Origin of the sequence: Butyricimonas paravirosa (genome assembly GCF_032878955.1) — a bacterium.
Taxonomy (GTDB): Bacteria; Bacteroidota; Bacteroidia; order Bacteroidales; family Marinifilaceae; genus Butyricimonas; species Butyricimonas paravirosa.
On the sequence record NZ_CP043839.1, the window covers coordinates 301,715 to 317,189 of the forward strand.

The window sequence follows — 15,475 nt, forward strand, 5'->3', positions numbered from 1 at the left end:
ATCTTTGTAAGAACGAAGTAATTCATTACCCATGAAACGAGCTGACGTAGTAGAACAAATTAGAAAGATAATACATGAAATTGCCCCAACAGCTAAAGCTATCCTGTTTGGTTCTGAGGCTCGTGGAGAAGCTCGTTCTGATAGTGACATTGACTTGTTGATTTTAGTCGACGGAGAAAAAATGTCTCTAGAACAGGAAGAATCTATTACTCTACCTCTTTATGAACTGGAATTAAAGACAGGTGTCACGATCAGCCCTATCATAATGTTAAAAAAGCTTTGGGAAAATCGTCCATTTAAAACACCATTTTATATCAACATTGTAAATGAAGGGATCGTGTTATGAAAGAAAAAATGGACGAAAATAGCAAGAATGCATTGATTGCATACAGAATACAACGAGCTTATGAAACATTGAAAGAGGCAGAGGTTATGAAACGTGAAAATTTCTATAATGCAGCCATCAATCGTTTGTATTACGCATGTTATTATGCAACCGTGGCTCTCCTATTAAAGTATGATATTCAAACACAAACTCACAATGGGGTTAAAACGATGCTCGGATTACATTTTGTCGCAACTGGCAAATTACCATTAAAAATTGGTAAAACATTCAGTACTTTATTTGAAAAAAGGCATAGTGGGGACTATGATGATTTTGCTTATTGCGATGAAGATTTAGTAAATGAATTATTTCCGCAAGCTAAAATTTTCATCGATGCTATTACTGATTTGATAAAAACAGAATAGAATCTAAATTCATTTCAAAGTATCTTACGAAAAAGAGCGTCCAACTCTAAATCTGTCGAACGCTCTCCTTTATTTTAAATTCCACCACTATTCCCACTCTATCGTGGCTGGTGGCTTTGAGCTGATGTCATAAACAACGCGGTTAATCCCCCGGACATTATTGATAATCCTGTTAGACACTTTTGCCAAAAATTCGTATGGTAGGTGACACCAATCGGCTGTCATCCCATCCGTTGATTCCACGGCACGCAAGGCTACCACACTTTCGTAAGTACGCTCGTCTCCCATCACCCCGACACTCTTGATCGGGAGTAAGATGGTTCCGGCTTGCCATACTTTATCGTACAGACCTTCTTCTTGAAGCATGGAAATATAAATATAGTCGGCCTCCTGCAATAATCTCACTTTCTCTTTCGTGATCTCCCCTAAGATACGAATAGCTAAACCCGGTCCGGGGAAAGGATGACGCTTCAAAAACTTATCCGCCAATCCAAGACTCTTACCTACCCGGCGAACTTCATCCTTGAATAACAGACGTAAAGGCTCCACGACCTTCAGTTTCATATAATCGGGTAAACCGCCCACGTTATGATGTGACTTGATGGTCTGTGACGGTCCGTTCACTGATGATGATTCAATCACATCCGGGTAAATCGTACCTTGCCCCAACCATTTTGCATCTTTTACTTTATGCGACTCTTCGTCGAACACGTCCACGAATGTTGCTCCGATAATCTTACGTTTCTTCTCGGGATCTTCGATACCTGCCAAACGGGAAAGGAAAAGATCTCCCGCATCCACACCGATCACGTTCAAGCCGAGTTCCTTGTAATTTTCAAGCACATCAGAGAACTCGTTTTTCCGCAACAAACCATTGTCCACGAAAATACAAGTCAAATTCTTACCGATAGCCCGGTGTAATAACATCGCTGCAACCGTGGAGTCTACTCCCCCCGATAAACCAAGAATCACACGGTCTTCGCCGATCTTTTCCTTCAATTCGGCAACCGTAGTCTCGATAAAAGAATCCGGTGTCCAGTCTTGTTTACAACCACAGATGTCCACCACGAAATTCTTCAACAAAGCGGTTCCTTCCGTGCTGTGGTACACCTCCGGGTGGAATTGAATACCGAAAGTTTCTTCTCCCCCAATGCAGTAAGCGGCATTCTCCACGTCAGACGTGCTGGCAACCACCGTGTAATGCGAGGGTAACACCTCTATCGTGTCACCGTGAGACATCCACACCTGTGAATGTTGGCTGATATTTTTGAACAACGGGCAAGAATTATCAACAAATGATAAATTCGCCCGACCGTACTCTCTCTTGTTCGAGGCTTTAACTTCACCCCCGAAATAATGGGCCAGATACTGAGCCCCGTAACATACTCCCAGCAACGGTAATTTTCCTTTTATAGAAGACAAATCCGGTTGCGGGGCCTTCTCGTCACGCACGGAAAAAGGACTTCCCGAAAGGATCACGCCTTTCACGGACGCATCAAGTGCAGGGTAGTGATTGAAAGGGTAAATCTCGCAATAGACATTCAGTTCCCGCACGCGTCTCGCTATCAACTGCGTGTACTGTGAACCGAAATCCAGTATTAGAATTTTCTCTTGCATGTGAATCGCTTATTTATTTTCGGGCAAAGATACGTTTTTTTCGCCGGAACTTTAAAAAAGTCCTGACGAAAAAGTTACAGGTTACAAGTTAACAGGTTACAGGCTATTGATATACTTATAACCTCCTGATATGCAGGGTTAAAAAATGACGTTATTTCGTAACCTAAAATCCCTATAAACCGTAATTCACTTACACTTTACAATTTTAACCTGTAACTTGCAATCTGTTAACTTGTAACTTTTTCTTCTTATGCACAACACGAGAGATAGTTTTGGCTCTAAATTCGGGGCAATAGCTGCCCTAGCTGGTTCCGCGGTCGGTTTGGGAAATATCTGGAAATTTCCCTACGAGGCAGGGAATAATGGCGGGGGTGCCTTTCTTCTGGTATACATATTTTTCACGGTAGCCATAGGATTACCGGTAATGCTTTCGGAATTTGCTTTAGGACGTTATTCCGGAAGAAACGCTTTCGGAACCTTCGACCGATTGGAGCCCAAAACAGCCTGGCGTTATTTCGGGGTACTGGTTCTTCTTGCCGCCACGATGATTCTCTCCTTTTACGGGACGGTTGCCGGCTGGACGTTGGAATATGTCTTTAAATCTTTCACCTTCTCTTTTCATGCCGGCACCGATGTTGATTTGAATACCATGTTTTCGGACTTTATCACGAATCCCTATAAACCCGTGTTCTGGCAAATCGTGTTCATGGCTCTCACCGGTTTTATCGTGCTGGCAGGAGTAAAAAAAGGTATCGAACGATACACCAAACTCATGATGCCCCTCCTTTTCGTGCTTATTGTGATACTCGGAATCCGGGCATGCACGCTGGAGGGAGCCATGGAAGGGATAAAATTTCTTTTCTTACCCAAGTTCTCGGAACTTACTTCGCAGGGAGTACTTTCTGCTCTGGGACAGGCCTTTTTCTCCTTATCAATCGGCATGGGTGTCCTCTTGACTTACGCCTCTTACATCAAAAAAGATGAAAACCTGACTTCTATATCCTTGCAAGTGATTTGCGCGGACACGCTGATCGCCGTGTTGGCAGGAATTGCCATATTTCCCGCCGTGTTCGCTTTCAACATTGCACCGGATTCCGGGCCGGGCCTTGTGTTCCTCACGTTGCCACAAGTGTTCCAAAGCATGGCTTTCGGGCAACTATGGGCGATTCTTTTCTTTCTCCTGCTAACCATGGCCGCTCTCACTTCCTCGATTTCCCTTCTGGAAGTAATCGTTGCCTTTTTCGTGGAAGAAAAGCACATCAGCCGCCGCAAAGCGACCGTCATATCCACGGTAATCGTCACGATCTTCGGCATTTTATGCACCCTTTCTTTTGGACCGTTAAAAGAAGTCCATATCGGCAACTTGTCGATCTTCGGGATATTTGATTGCGTCAGTTCCAACATACTGCTACCCGTGGGTGGAATCTTGATTTCCATTTACGTGGGCTGGAGATTCGATCGCCGTTTACTGGAAGCGGAATTAACCAATAATGGAGAATTGAAACTATGGTTACTGAAACCGTTGATATTCGTCCTAAAATATGTAGCACCCCTATTTATCCTCGTGATTCTATTACACTCGCTGGGATTATTCTGATTATTCTCTCAACAATGTATTTCCTAAAATTAGTTTACTAAGTTTACAGTAAACTTTTTCAGGACGATACAAGGACAATACACTATGGATTCACTACCTCAAGTACATATCAACAACATACCATGAACACATCATCAACAATAGTCCGTGTCGATGATGTGTTCATGGTATGTTTAGATTATATTTTAAAGGTAAAGCAAGGATAGCCTAACCATCAAGCAGGGGTTAGTATAGTAAAACAAATTAGTGAAGTTTACCGCTTTTTTCCAATAATTCCCGTGCAGCTCGTTCCGGATCGTCGGCAGAGACAATCGCCGAAATTACCGCCACGCTATCCGCCCCGGCCTGAAATATCGACGCCACGTTATCAGGACGAATTCCCCCGATGGCAACTAACGGATGGCGGGAAACAGATCTGATCCAGCGTAAGCCATCTAATCCCCATTCTACGATAGTATTTGTTTTCGTCGTGGTTGAAAACACGGGACTTGCTGCCACGTAATCCAAATCATAGTCATTGGCCTCCAGCACCTGTTCCGGTGATTCCACGGATAAGCCGATAATTTTCCCCTCCGGTAGTAACCGCTTAACCATCTCGTAGGGCATATCGCTTTGTCCCACGTGTACCCCATCAGCATTAGCCGCCAACGCAACATCCACCCGGTCATTAATAATCAGAGGGACTCCGTAAGGAGTCAACACTTCTTTCAACCGAATTGCCCGTTCAATAAATTCTCGGGTTGACGACTCTTTTTCCCGTAACTGTACCATGCTCACCCCGCCTTTTACGGCGGCCTCGACCGTACGGTACAAGTCCTTCCCTAATAACAACCCTTCATCCGTAACCAAATAAATACGCATATCCCTCTTATTCTGAAACTCGTACAATCTGCATGAATTGTTCTTGGCTCAAGTTATACATCACATCATATAGATGAAGTTGCAATGTTCCAGGGCCTTGAGACATCCCCACGGCAATCTCGCCACATACCCCCATGAAAGAAGTAGCACTAACGGCTGCCATAAACGGATTCTTTACAACCGCGGCAAACGCCCCCAGAATAGCCGAGGCCGTACACCCCAACCCGGTCACTTTCTCCATCATCGGCGAACCGTTATGCAGGTATACTACCCGATCGCCTTCTACTACTAGATCCGTCTCCCCGCTAACGCAAACGATACACCCGACTCGCTGGCTTAACGCTTTGGCTGCATCAAGGCTATTTAAAGAAGATTCGGAACTATCCACTCCCTTGGATTGTGTTGATAATCCTGCCATCGTCATGATCTCAGATGCATTGCCCCGTATAAAAGTCGGAGTTCCAGCTGCCAGTATATCCCGCAACGTTTGATTACGAAAGCTCGTGGCCCCGGCTCCCACGGGATCAAGTACCACGGGATGCCCCACTTCGTTTGCCCGCCGGATCGCCGCTTTCATGGATTCCACGGTAAAACGATCCAATGTACCAATATTAATTACCGTGGCACGACATAAAGCCACCATCTCGTCAATCTCTTCCAAGGCGTGTGCCATAATCGGTGATGCACCAGCGGCAAGCAACGCATTTGCCGTGTTATTCATCACCACGGCATTCGTTATATTATGCACCAGCGGGGATTCTTCCTTCACCCGCTGGATATTTTCCCAAATTTGCTCCAACATGATAATTGAAAACTGAAAGTTGAAAATGAGAGTTTAAAGTTTAGAGTTAAATCAGGAGCGCTGATGAGTGCGGCTGGAATTTAAAATCTAAAATCATTAAATCTAAAATTAATCTATTCTTCTTCCTCCAAATAAATCGTGTACCGATCCCAGAAATTGTGATCGGTGGGTACTTCCTCGTAATAGACTCTTCCGGTAATCGGGGTGGTCTTGTTCACGCTGACTTTAGTAGTTTGGTACTGCATCTCACCCTTAATCCGGTCGGCACCATCCTTGTAAGTGTAGACGATACTTACGCCACTAAGGAAATAATATGAACTAACACGTTTATAGTTCGTCGTGATTGTGGCCATCACCTCGTGCCGGGGACTATCTCCAGCAAGCAGCAAATTACGTCCCAACAAGTTAAACGCAGAAGAAGTTACGTGCATCACGTTCTTGATAATTGCGAAACTCTTTAATTCCACGTACAACTCCCCACTGAATTTCGTTACGTTTGCCGTACCGGAATTTGACAAGGAAGGTTTTAGACATTCATAAGTAACAATCTGCACGGAATCCCCTTCATACATGAATTTTCCTTTACTTCTCAGTTTGAAGTCTCGGAAATTTTGTAAATCCAGTATATTACGAGTATTACGAACAATATCTGCCGTAATAATATCATCGAAATAGATCAAACCGTCAACAGCAGAACCGCTTTCCCCGCTCCGGCGAACCTGCGAAAAATTATAATTCAACGCTTTAAACGTTTGCTCCACGTTTGAACGCTTATACCCTTCACTATCATAAATATCCACGATCGCCTCCTTAAATTTCTTCTCCCCGTCGTTTACCTCTACACCATACTCGAAATATCCCTCGTAATTATAGGGCCGTGGAATATAATTCCTCCCAATATTCTTCACCACGTTCTCCAGTAATTTCTTCAACACCAGAGACTCGGCCGTCACGTCCACCTCCCCGATCCCGTAAGTAACCGGTTTCAGAAGAATTTGCACCTCCCCTTTATCTCGTGCCTCGTACACCTTCATCTCCGCGGATGCATATCCCACCGCGGACACTCTCATCATGTAAGTTGCCAATTTTTCCGACACGATCAACTCAAACAAACCATCCATATCTGAGGCAGCTCCCGCCGCAGTTCCGATAATTCCAATATTTGCAAAAGCGATAGGTTGCCGTGTTGTCTCGTCCAGTACAACACCTTTCACCCGAATCTTCCCATCATTCTGAGCTTGTATGACCGAGAACACTCCTAAAAACAAAATAATTAATGATAGTATTTTTTTATTCATAGCATTTCTATTATTCAAAATTAATTTTCCTCTGCAAAGATATAAAAAAGTTGCAGGTTACAAGTTCACTAGTCGCAAGTTATTAAAAACAATACACCTTGATTAAGGGTATTCAGCTTGTAATTTCAAAGTTCTAAGCGGTGCTGATTACGTTGAATACTTGATTCTAAATCCAGTTAAAATTTCTTTGTAATTATCTTGTGCAGTAAGGCACGTATCAAGCAAATAGTTTCTGACATGACTCCATTCCTGCAATCCACGATAATAAAACATCTTCAACTCTTCCGTGATGATAAACGGGACAAAACCATTCGCCAGACACTCTTTGAACATGATTAACCGACCAACACGTCCATTACCATCCTGAAACGGATGAATGGATTCGAATCTTTGATGCAAGTCAATAATATCCTCGAAAGTCTTAGACTTCTTCGCGTTATATTCTGCCAACAAAGTTTTAACTTCATAGTGGACCAATTCCGGTGGTGTTGTCAAGATTCCGCCCACCTCGTTCGGTAAACGCTTGTAGTCACCAACAGCAAACCAATCTTTACGATGGTCAGACGTTCCGGATTTCAAAATATAATGCAATTCTTTGATATATTTTTCTGAAAGTCGCTCTTCTGCCCGGTCAATAATTAGATCAATACAACGAAAGTGGTTGGTCGTCTCGATAATATCATCCACGTTCACACTTTCATCTGTTATCCCGATCGTGTTGGTTTCAAAAATGTAACGCGTTTGGTCGTGAGTTAAGCGACTTCCCTCGATGTGATTGGAATTATACGTGAGGTCTATTTGTGTACGATGATAAATGCCCCCCTTCAACTTCATTTTCTTCTGTTCTCGCAATATAGCAAGTAATGGCATAACCTCCATTGGGGAAGACTTACGCATGGGCAATCCGGCAGCTTTTGGAATATTCCAAGTTTTACCCGTTAAAAACACCCCCTCGATCTTCCCGGTCGCACAATAGTTGCGTGCAGTACGCTCCGAAATACCGTATTTCCTAGCAAATTCATTCACTGAAATATATTCCATATTAAAATTATCGGCAAGTTTTACATTCAGATTTCAAACAAAGGTAGTTGTTTTTGCCGTTACCGGCAAAAAAACAGACCATGTTTATCGCACATCACACTCAAAAATACACCAGATCGCCTTTCATTAACAATAAATTAAGATTCTGGCATCCCCTACATTCTTTGTTATACACAAATTATTTACTACTTTTGTCACACGACAACAGAAAAGTTCAATTAAAACATTTCAAATATGAGAAAAGGATTATTTTATATATCAGGCATCTTAATATTTACATTACTTCTTTCCTCTTGTGTTTCTAAAAAGAAATACGAGGAGTTAGCCAGAGCAAAAAGGAGCATTGATCGGGAAGTGGCAACTTTGGAGAATGACAAAAAATCATTGGAATCCGAAATGCAGAAACTGAAAGATGACTTCAACGCTGTTCGTTACCAGTTGACAGCTAACAATGCTGCCAAGGACAAACAGATTGATGACCTGAACACCCAATTACGTGCTTTACAAAGCAAGGAATCAGCCTTAAAATCAGAGTTAAAAGACGTGTCAGAACAGGTAAAATCCAAAGTACAAAGCAGCGAAGGACAACTAGCTGAACTACAACTTCAACTAAAAAGGACAACCGAGGAACGGGACCAAATCCGGAAACAGTTGACTGACTATAAAACCAACGCTGACTGGGACAACCGTAAATTGAGCAACGAGGTGGAACACATCAAATCGAGCCTCAAATTCAAAGACAGCGAGATTGCCCGTTTGGAAAAAGAGATTGCCGGGGTAAAAAAACAGTTAGCAGACGCTAAGAGCCAGTTAACCAAGAAAACCCAAGAGGTTGAAAAACTGACAAATCAAGTAAATCTTCTGAAAAAAGAACTTAGCAGATAATTAAAAATGATTTATATCATTATTAGCATAATAGGGCTACTAGTAATAGTTGCCCTTTTTACATACTCTTCAAAATCAAAAACGAAAACAGAAGAGCCTCCCGTCGTGGTTCCCCCTGCCGATTGTTGTGGGGCTCATGCCATCTGTGAAAAAGGGCTGAAAAAAATAGATGAAAAGATCGAATATTTCGATGACGAGGAACTCGATCAATACAGGGGTATTCCCTCCGACAGTTTCAATGACCAACAAATTGACCAATTCCGGGAAATCCTATACACGATCCGTCCCGAAGAGCTATCCGATTGGTTTATCAGTTTGGAGAAACGAGGAATCGAACTGCCGGATGTTCTGAAACAGGAACTCAATTAGTGTCGAATCAACCTCTTCCTACCCGACGGAATATTTCCGCTCCTATTTTACAATGCAGACAACGATGTGCATCACAATATTCTCGTTTTACCTGTAACAAAGCTTGGGATTGTAAAGCGGAATTCACCTGTACCCCGTAACGGGTCCACGCATCCGAAATATGATTACGTTCCGCCCTCAACTCTTCCAGCCATCGTAACGCCTTATCACAATATCGTTCTTCCCCCCGTTCTTTCCCGTAAATGAACAGGAACGGTATCAAGGCATTAATAATAATTACGTTCTTCATGCTATTCCCCAATTTCTTCACCCGTTTCACGGAAACCACTCCTAATTTATAGTGAGTATCCCAATAAGAAGAGGCGGTTACGTCCAGTAAACCATAAATTTCCGACACGTCTGAGGCATCCAGCACACTGGAAAGCAAGAAATTGAAACGCATCATCAAAGAGGCCAGCAAGGCCAGACGAACCGTGGGAAAAGCTATCGGACGAATCCGCATGAATTTCCATTGAGAAACATTCATGGCTTCCAGTTGGAATTTGGCTGCCTGATACTCGTACTCCTCCCGCAAACCAAGGGCATACTCGTCTGTTTCCGGCACGTCAGCCAACAAACCGGCATACCCTAAAAGCAACGCCTCCACCCGGAAAAGAGATTCACTACTACGAACCACTTTTTTGTAAGATAAGTTTTGAGCCAGCTGGGCGAAAACATCAGCGTTCACGTTCCCAGACCAATACCGTACCAACATCCGGTAGAAACATTCCTCCCAATCATTTTTAGTCTCCCGCAACATCACCTGAATATCTTTACATTTACGTTCCAACCGCTCGATCGCGTACCCCGTGAACAACATTTCCAAACGGGTCGAATCAATCTCTTTCAAGTGTCGATGACAACGGGGTTCAACAGGTACTCCCTGCATGAAAACATACTCATCCCATAACCTATTATCATAGACCAGGGTAATCGCATCAATTTCCCGACCACGAGAATCGTACACTTCCATGTCTGCCTCACCCACCACGGAGAGAATAACATTATTATAGGCCAAATCTTTTTCGTGAGCATGACGGAACCAATCACTTCCTTTCTGATGAATCTCCACGTTTCCCACTTGCACGACATCATTGATACGCACTTTAGCATTAAAGAAATCCGGTCCGGCATCCCGATTCTGAAAACCGACATTTAAAATTTCTACTCTTTTCCCCTTGGTTGACATACACTCCGTACTCGTGAAAAGCGAATTCGCCCATACATACTGCAAAAACTCTTCTGTCATAAAATTCACTTGTTAATTGATATGAATATTTCAGACCCTAAAAACGCCATTCACAATATTACGCACTTTTTTACAAAAAAACAAGTGCTAAATTTTTATAAATTCTAATCCTTTCTCCTTTCTATAACGTTTTATACCTATATTTGTTGAAAAGAATAACCAAGCTTTGACTATAACATAAAACAGGAAACGAATATGGAAAATGAGAATTTAACTAAAAGCAAGAAAGATAAGACGTTAATGATAATTATCGGGGTGTTGTCCGCGGTTTTAATCGTACTCTTCGTGTTCTTCCTCGTGGAGAAAAAGGAAAACAGGGAAAATATGATTGCTATTACGGCCGAGAAAGAGGAATTGCAGCAAGAATTGACCGATCTGAGCCACCATTACGATAATCTGAAAACAGACAACGACACGTTGAACGCCAAACTCGTACACGAGCAAGAAAAGATTGCCACGTTGATGGATAAAATGAAGAAATTCCGAAATGATTCTTACGCTGAAATTAATCGTTACAAACGCGAGATCGGAACTTTAAAAACCGTTTTAAGAAGTTACGTGGTACAAATCGACTCGCTGAACCAACTGAATCAAAAGCTCCTTGCCGAAAACAAAGAGGTGAAGAAACAGATGGACTGGGTACGCGAACGCAATAAGACCTTAGAAAAGAAGACGGAAAAAATGGAAGAGACTCTTGAAAAAGCCAACACGCTGGCCGTCGAAAACTTCCACATTTACCCGATCAACAAAAGAGACAAGGAAACCACGTTGAAAAAGTGTTTCCAATTAAAGGCTGACTTTACCATTTCCCGTAACATCACGGCAAAACGAGGTCCTAGAATGATCTACTTGCGGATTACTCGTCCGGATGGAGAAGTACTGGCTGCATCCAGCAAATCATTCTTTAAATTCCAAAATGCCTCCCTGACCTATTCTGCCAGAAGAGAGATCACGTACGAGGGAGAAAAATTGGATGTTGCTATCTATTGGCCGAATGACGGTAGTCTGACGAAAGGAGAATACGTGGCCGATCTGTTCTCGGATAACCAACAAATCGGTTCACTTAAATTTATTTTAAAATAAAAAAATGAAACAAGTTACAAGAAAATCAGTAAACTAATTAACCTGGGATTTGTAACTTGAAATTTGAAACTAAAATTAATAAACATGAAAACAGATATTGAAATTGCAAACTCGATCGAGATAAAACCGATTTACGAGATTGCAGATAAATTAGGCATAGACAGAGATTTATTGGAACCTTATGGAAGATATAAAGCCAAATTACCGTTAAGTTTAATTGATAAATCAAAGATCGACGGCAAAAAATTGATTCTTGTATCTGCCATATCACCAACTCCTGCCGGAGAGGGTAAAACAACAATCTCCATCGGTCTTACAGAAGGATTGAACCGGATAGGGAAACAAGCAACGGTCGTACTACGTGAACCCTCACTTGGCCCGGTATTTGGAATCAAAGGAGGAGCCACCGGTGGTGGTTACTCTCAAGTCGTTCCAATGGAAGACATCAATCTGCACTTCACGGGTGATTTCGGTGCTATCGAAAAAGCTCATAACCTGCTATCCGCCCTTATCGACAATAATATTCAAAGTAAAACCCATTCTTTGAATATTGATCCTCGTACAGTAACCTGGAAACGGGTGATGGACATGAATGACCGTTCCTTACGCCATATTATCGTAGGCTTGGGTGGTACGTCAGCTGGAATCCCGCGGGAAACCGGATTCGACATTACTGCAGCATCCGAGGTGATGGCCATTCTCTGCTTGTCGGATGATTTCGAGGATCTGAAAAACAGACTAGGTAACATCTTTATCGGTTACACCTTCGACAAGAAACCGATTTATGCCCGGGATCTACACGCACACGGTGCAATGGCGGCCTTATTAAAGGATGCAATCAAACCGAATTTGGTACAAACTTTGGAAGGCAACCCGGCCATCATACATGGTGGTCCCTTCGCGAATATCGCCCAAGGAACCAACTCGATTATCGCTACCCGCATGGGGCTAACCCTCTCCGACTACGTGGTGACAGAGGCCGGATTCGGTTTTGACCTCGGGGCGGAGAAATTCTTCGACATCAAGTGTGTGAAAGCCGGATTAAAACCCACCGCTGTCGTTATGGTGGCCACCGTTCGGGCATTAAAATACCACGGGGGTGCCAAACTAGACCAATTGAAAGAACCGAACTTAGAAGCCTTGAAGAAAGGAGTGGCCAACTTGGAAAAACAGGTCGAGAACATGAAGAAATTCAACATCTGCCCCGTTGTTGCCATCAATAAATTCATCACAGATACCGACGAGGAGATTGCATTCCTTGCCGAGAAATGTAAAGAACTTGACGTTCCCATGGAAGTGGCTGAAGTATGGGCAAAAGGTGGAGAAGGTGCGGAGAACCTGGCTCGTTTGGTTGCCAAAGTGGCAGAACAATGTACTTGTAACATGAAACCATTGTACGATTGGGAATGGAGTGTTGAAAAGAAGATTGAAACCATTGCCAAAGAATTATACGGTGCAGCCGCTATTGACTACACGGCAGAGGCTAAATCGGACTTGAAAAAAGTGATGGACTTAGGCTTGGATAAACTCCCGGTTTGTATCGCCAAAACACAGAAATCATTGTCGGACAACCCGAAATTACTTGGCCGTCCGAAAGATTTCGTGGTAACGGTACGCCAGATCGAGATTGCATCCGGAGCCGGATTCATCATCCCGATCACGGGTAGCATCATGAGAATGCCCGGTTTACCGGATATTCCCGCTGCCGAAAAAATTGACATAGATAACAACGGTAAGATCACCGGATTATTCTAAATAAATTTTAAACTGGAGGGTGTGTCAAAAGTCATTTTTCAAACTCCCTCCCCCTTCGGGGTACTCCCTCTATAAACAGAGGGAGAGTTGAAATACTCCCTTTCTTCGGGAAGAGTCTCCAGCTCCTTCTCTGTTTATAGAAGAGGTGGCACGAAGTGACGGAGGAGTTTTTTGAGGATAAAATACCTTTTGACACACCCTCCTTATTTTCGTTCTAAGCCATGGATACCATTGATATTGTCAAGTTTCCCCCGTATGCAAGTAACGAAACGCTACAAGTGTTAAGCTACCACCTGGACCGGGAATGTAATCGTATCACCTTGAAGGAAGTAAACTGGCCGGATACCTATCCTTATCGCCCGGACATCCATTTCCGGATTGCTTATAACGAACAGCACATTTTCTTGAAATTTGACGTGCATGAAAATGAATTCCGAGCCACGGAAATCACGGATTGCGGACACGTGTGGGAAGATTCCTGCGTGGAACTTTTCATCCAATTGGAAGATGGGGACGGATACTACAATATTGAAATCAATGCGATCGGTACAATCTTATGCGCTTACGGTACGGGTAGAGAGAAGCGCAGCCTAATGCCAATGCAAATAAGTACCACCATTCTCAGGGATTCTACCATAAAATTCAACAATGAGAATCAAGATGAAGCTTTTTATCAATGGTCACTGATTATCAGATTCCCTCACACGGCTTTTTTCAAACACACTTTTATGCCCACTTCCGGAACCACGATCAGGGGAAATATTCATAAATGCGGGAACAAACTTCCCCACCCTCACTTTGTCACGTGGAATCCGATTCCAACGGAAGAACCGGATTTCCATCGACCGGAATTCTTCGGAACACTTATTTTTAAATAACTAACCATGAAAACAGGATTATTCATACTGATAGCTGGAATTTTCTGCGTGTTGCTGAATGACTCGCTCCTATTTTTACAGATCAGACGTTATTTCAAGCGGAAAATATGCTCGTATTTATTCTGGCTGCACTCCTTGTTTTTCGTGGCTTGTATCGTGTGGTATCACTTGTTTATCCCAACTCTAAAAGGTCCGGAAGCCTATTTCTGGGTAGAAAAATGCATCTCTATCATCTTGCTGTTCTATACCCCCAAGACTTTGTATATCATTGTAAATGCTTTCTCTATCTTATTGAGGATGGCTAAATGCATTCCTGCTGCCAGAATCGTGAACAGACTGGCTCTAGGTATAGCTCTAGCCTCTTTTATTGTTATATTGAACGGGATCACGTGGTACAGGTACAGCTACAAAATTGAGCGGGAGACCGTGTGTATCAAAACTCTACCCGACGCCTTCAATGATTTTCGCATCGTACAACTAACCGATTTACACTTGGGAAGTTACGGAGAACACTATCCCGGAATCACGAAACTCGTGGATGAAGTAAACCGGTTAAATCCCGACTTGATCGTGTTTACCGGAGACATGGTAAATAGTTTTGCCTCGGAAATGGACCCTTGGATCGAAACCTTAAAAAAATTAAAAGCCAAATACGGCAAATATGCCACGACCGGGAACCATGATTACGGTACTTACGTGAAGTGGCCCTCGAAAACAGACCAAGAGAATAACCTGAAACAGTTTTTCAAGAATATGGAACGGGCTGATTTCACGATGCTGAATAACACGAATGTCCCGCTTGTCATCGCGAAGGATACGCTTTATTTGGCCGGAGTTGAAAACTGGGGACTTCCCCCCTTTCCTTGTTTTGGTAAATTAGCTCAAGCCTTGGAAGGGACAGACGGTTATCCCGTCATTCTCCTTTCTCACGACCCGTCTCACTGGCGACACGAGGTACTAAATTATCCCGTGGACCTCATGCTGGCAGGTCACACGCACGCCATGCAACTGGGAATCACCATCGGCAGTTTCCGGTGGAGCCCGGCAGTGTACGTCTACCCGGAGTATAACGGACTGTATACAGCAAACGGCCAACAATTGTACGTCTCCCGGGGAGTTGGTTATCTGGGATTCGCCGGACGTATCGGCCAAAGACCGGAAATCACCTTAATCAAGTTAACCAACGATTGTAAATAATGAAATCTTCCCGGAAAAACTCTTTCAGTACCAGATTGACCATCTATATATTAT

Annotated in this window: 15 protein-coding genes; 9 read left to right on the forward strand and 6 right to left on the reverse strand. The window is 43.2% G+C overall.

The window, feature by feature from the left end; translation table 11 throughout:
- Window positions 1-31: 31 nt before the first annotated feature.
- Window positions 32-346 (forward strand): nucleotidyltransferase family protein, encoded by a 315-nt coding sequence (locus F1644_RS01195; RefSeq protein ID WP_087420280.1) that lies wholly within the window; start codon window positions 32-34, stop codon window positions 344-346.
- Window positions 343-750: a HEPN domain-containing protein gene (locus F1644_RS01200; protein ID WP_124317847.1), complete on the forward strand. Its 408-nt coding sequence runs from the start codon at window positions 343-345 to the stop codon at window positions 748-750. The genes F1644_RS01195 and F1644_RS01200 overlap by 4 nt, the downstream gene beginning before the upstream one ends.
- An 87-nt stretch (window positions 751-837) precedes the next feature.
- On the opposite strand, the gene guaA is transcribed toward F1644_RS01200, so the two are convergent.
- Entirely contained in the window at window positions 838-2,367 is a 1,530-nt protein-coding gene (gene guaA / locus F1644_RS01205) for a glutamine-hydrolyzing GMP synthase (protein WP_168044174.1), read from the reverse strand.
- Between the two features lie 250 nt (window positions 2,368-2,617).
- Here guaA and F1644_RS01210 point away from each other — a divergent pair, with 250 nt between their 5' ends.
- Entirely contained in the window at window positions 2,618-3,964 is a 1,347-nt protein-coding gene (locus tag F1644_RS01210) for a sodium-dependent transporter (RefSeq protein WP_168044172.1), read from the forward strand.
- Window positions 3,965-4,207: 243 nt separating this feature from the next.
- On the opposite strand, the gene thiE is transcribed toward F1644_RS01210, so the two are convergent.
- The 4 genes from thiE to F1644_RS01230 all read right to left on the reverse strand — a co-directional run bounded on the left by thiE (window position 4,208) and on the right by F1644_RS01230 (window position 7,966).
- Window positions 4,208-4,825 (reverse strand): thiamine phosphate synthase, encoded by a 618-nt coding sequence (thiE, locus tag F1644_RS01215; protein ID WP_168044170.1) that lies wholly within the window; start codon window positions 4,823-4,825, stop codon window positions 4,208-4,210.
- A gap of 7 nt (window positions 4,826-4,832) precedes the next feature.
- Entirely contained in the window at window positions 4,833-5,627 is a 795-nt protein-coding gene (thiM, locus tag F1644_RS01220; RefSeq protein WP_118302280.1) for a hydroxyethylthiazole kinase, read from the reverse strand.
- Between the two features lie 113 nt (window positions 5,628-5,740).
- Window positions 5,741-6,925, reverse strand: a complete 1,185-nt coding sequence (locus tag F1644_RS01225) for a carboxypeptidase-like regulatory domain-containing protein (protein WP_118302278.1) — start codon at window positions 6,923-6,925, stop codon at window positions 5,741-5,743.
- A 147-nt stretch (window positions 6,926-7,072) separates the two neighbouring features.
- On the reverse strand, window positions 7,073-7,966 hold the full coding sequence (locus F1644_RS01230) for a Fic family protein (protein ID WP_118302276.1): 894 nt from the start codon (window positions 7,964-7,966) through the stop codon (window positions 7,073-7,075).
- 234 nt (window positions 7,967-8,200) lie between these two features.
- Between F1644_RS01230 and F1644_RS01235 the strand changes: the two genes are divergently transcribed.
- Together F1644_RS01235 and F1644_RS01240 are read left to right on the forward strand one after the other, a co-directional pair.
- Window positions 8,201-8,851, forward strand: coding sequence for a hypothetical protein (locus F1644_RS01235; protein ID WP_087420287.1), 651 nt, complete (start codon window positions 8,201-8,203; stop codon window positions 8,849-8,851).
- A gap of 6 nt (window positions 8,852-8,857) precedes the next feature.
- Entirely contained in the window at window positions 8,858-9,220 is a 363-nt protein-coding gene (locus F1644_RS01240; protein WP_168044168.1) for a hypothetical protein, read from the forward strand.
- Between the two features lie 7 nt (window positions 9,221-9,227).
- On the opposite strand, the gene F1644_RS01245 is transcribed toward F1644_RS01240, so the two are convergent.
- Window positions 9,228-10,508: a DUF2851 family protein gene (locus tag F1644_RS01245; protein ID WP_168044166.1), complete on the reverse strand. Its 1,281-nt coding sequence runs from the start codon at window positions 10,506-10,508 to the stop codon at window positions 9,228-9,230.
- A gap of 195 nt (window positions 10,509-10,703) precedes the next feature.
- On the opposite strand from F1644_RS01245, the gene F1644_RS01250 reads away from it, so the two are divergent.
- From F1644_RS01250 to F1644_RS01265, 4 genes are all read left to right on the forward strand, one after another.
- The gene (locus F1644_RS01250) at window positions 10,704-11,591 is read left to right on the forward strand and encodes a coiled-coil domain-containing protein (RefSeq protein ID WP_027200260.1); all 888 of its coding nucleotides are present in this window, start codon (window positions 10,704-10,706) and stop codon (window positions 11,589-11,591) included.
- Between the two features lie 84 nt (window positions 11,592-11,675).
- Window positions 11,676-13,346, forward strand: a complete 1,671-nt coding sequence (locus F1644_RS01255; protein WP_168044164.1) for a formate--tetrahydrofolate ligase — start codon at window positions 11,676-11,678, stop codon at window positions 13,344-13,346.
- Window positions 13,347-13,567: 221 nt separating this feature from the next.
- Complete coding sequence (locus F1644_RS01260) at window positions 13,568-14,224, forward strand: carbohydrate-binding family 9-like protein (RefSeq protein ID WP_168044162.1); 657 nt, start codon at window positions 13,568-13,570, stop codon at window positions 14,222-14,224.
- Between the two features lie 6 nt (window positions 14,225-14,230).
- The gene (locus F1644_RS01265; RefSeq protein WP_118302264.1) at window positions 14,231-15,421 is read left to right on the forward strand and encodes a metallophosphoesterase; all 1,191 of its coding nucleotides are present in this window, start codon (window positions 14,231-14,233) and stop codon (window positions 15,419-15,421) included.
- Window positions 15,422-15,475: the final 54 nt, after the last annotated feature.

Bases quoted from the DNA above. Each gene is read 5' to 3' on its own strand.
- F1644_RS01260 (WP_168044162.1), top strand. From the start codon at position 13,568: ATGGATACCATTGATATTGTCAAGTTTCCCCCGTATGCAAGTAACGAA.
- thiE (WP_168044170.1), bottom strand. From the start codon at position 4,825: ATGCGTATTTATTTGGTTACGGATGAAGGGTTGTTATTAGGGAAGGAC.
- guaA (WP_168044174.1), bottom strand. From the start codon at position 2,367: ATGCAAGAGAAAATTCTAATACTGGATTTCGGTTCACAGTACACGCAG.
- F1644_RS01235 (WP_087420287.1), top strand. From the start codon at position 8,201: ATGAGAAAAGGATTATTTTATATATCAGGCATCTTAATATTTACATTA.
- F1644_RS01265 (WP_118302264.1), top strand. From the start codon at position 14,231: ATGAAAACAGGATTATTCATACTGATAGCTGGAATTTTCTGCGTGTTG.
- F1644_RS01200 (WP_124317847.1), top strand. From the start codon at position 343: ATGAAAGAAAAAATGGACGAAAATAGCAAGAATGCATTGATTGCATAC.
- thiM (WP_118302280.1), bottom strand. From the start codon at position 5,627: ATGTTGGAGCAAATTTGGGAAAATATCCAGCGGGTGAAGGAAGAATCC.
- F1644_RS01245 (WP_168044166.1), bottom strand. From the start codon at position 10,508: ATGACAGAAGAGTTTTTGCAGTATGTATGGGCGAATTCGCTTTTCACG.
- F1644_RS01225 (WP_118302278.1), bottom strand. From the start codon at position 6,925: ATGAATAAAAAAATACTATCATTAATTATTTTGTTTTTAGGAGTGTTC.
- F1644_RS01250 (WP_027200260.1), top strand. From the start codon at position 10,704: ATGGAAAATGAGAATTTAACTAAAAGCAAGAAAGATAAGACGTTAATG.
- F1644_RS01230 (WP_118302276.1), bottom strand. From the start codon at position 7,966: ATGGAATATATTTCAGTGAATGAATTTGCTAGGAAATACGGTATTTCG.
- F1644_RS01195 (WP_087420280.1), top strand. From the start codon at position 32: ATGAAACGAGCTGACGTAGTAGAACAAATTAGAAAGATAATACATGAA.
- F1644_RS01240 (WP_168044168.1), top strand. From the start codon at position 8,858: ATGATTTATATCATTATTAGCATAATAGGGCTACTAGTAATAGTTGCC.
- F1644_RS01210 (WP_168044172.1), top strand. From the start codon at position 2,618: ATGCACAACACGAGAGATAGTTTTGGCTCTAAATTCGGGGCAATAGCT.
- F1644_RS01255 (WP_168044164.1), top strand. From the start codon at position 11,676: ATGAAAACAGATATTGAAATTGCAAACTCGATCGAGATAAAACCGATT.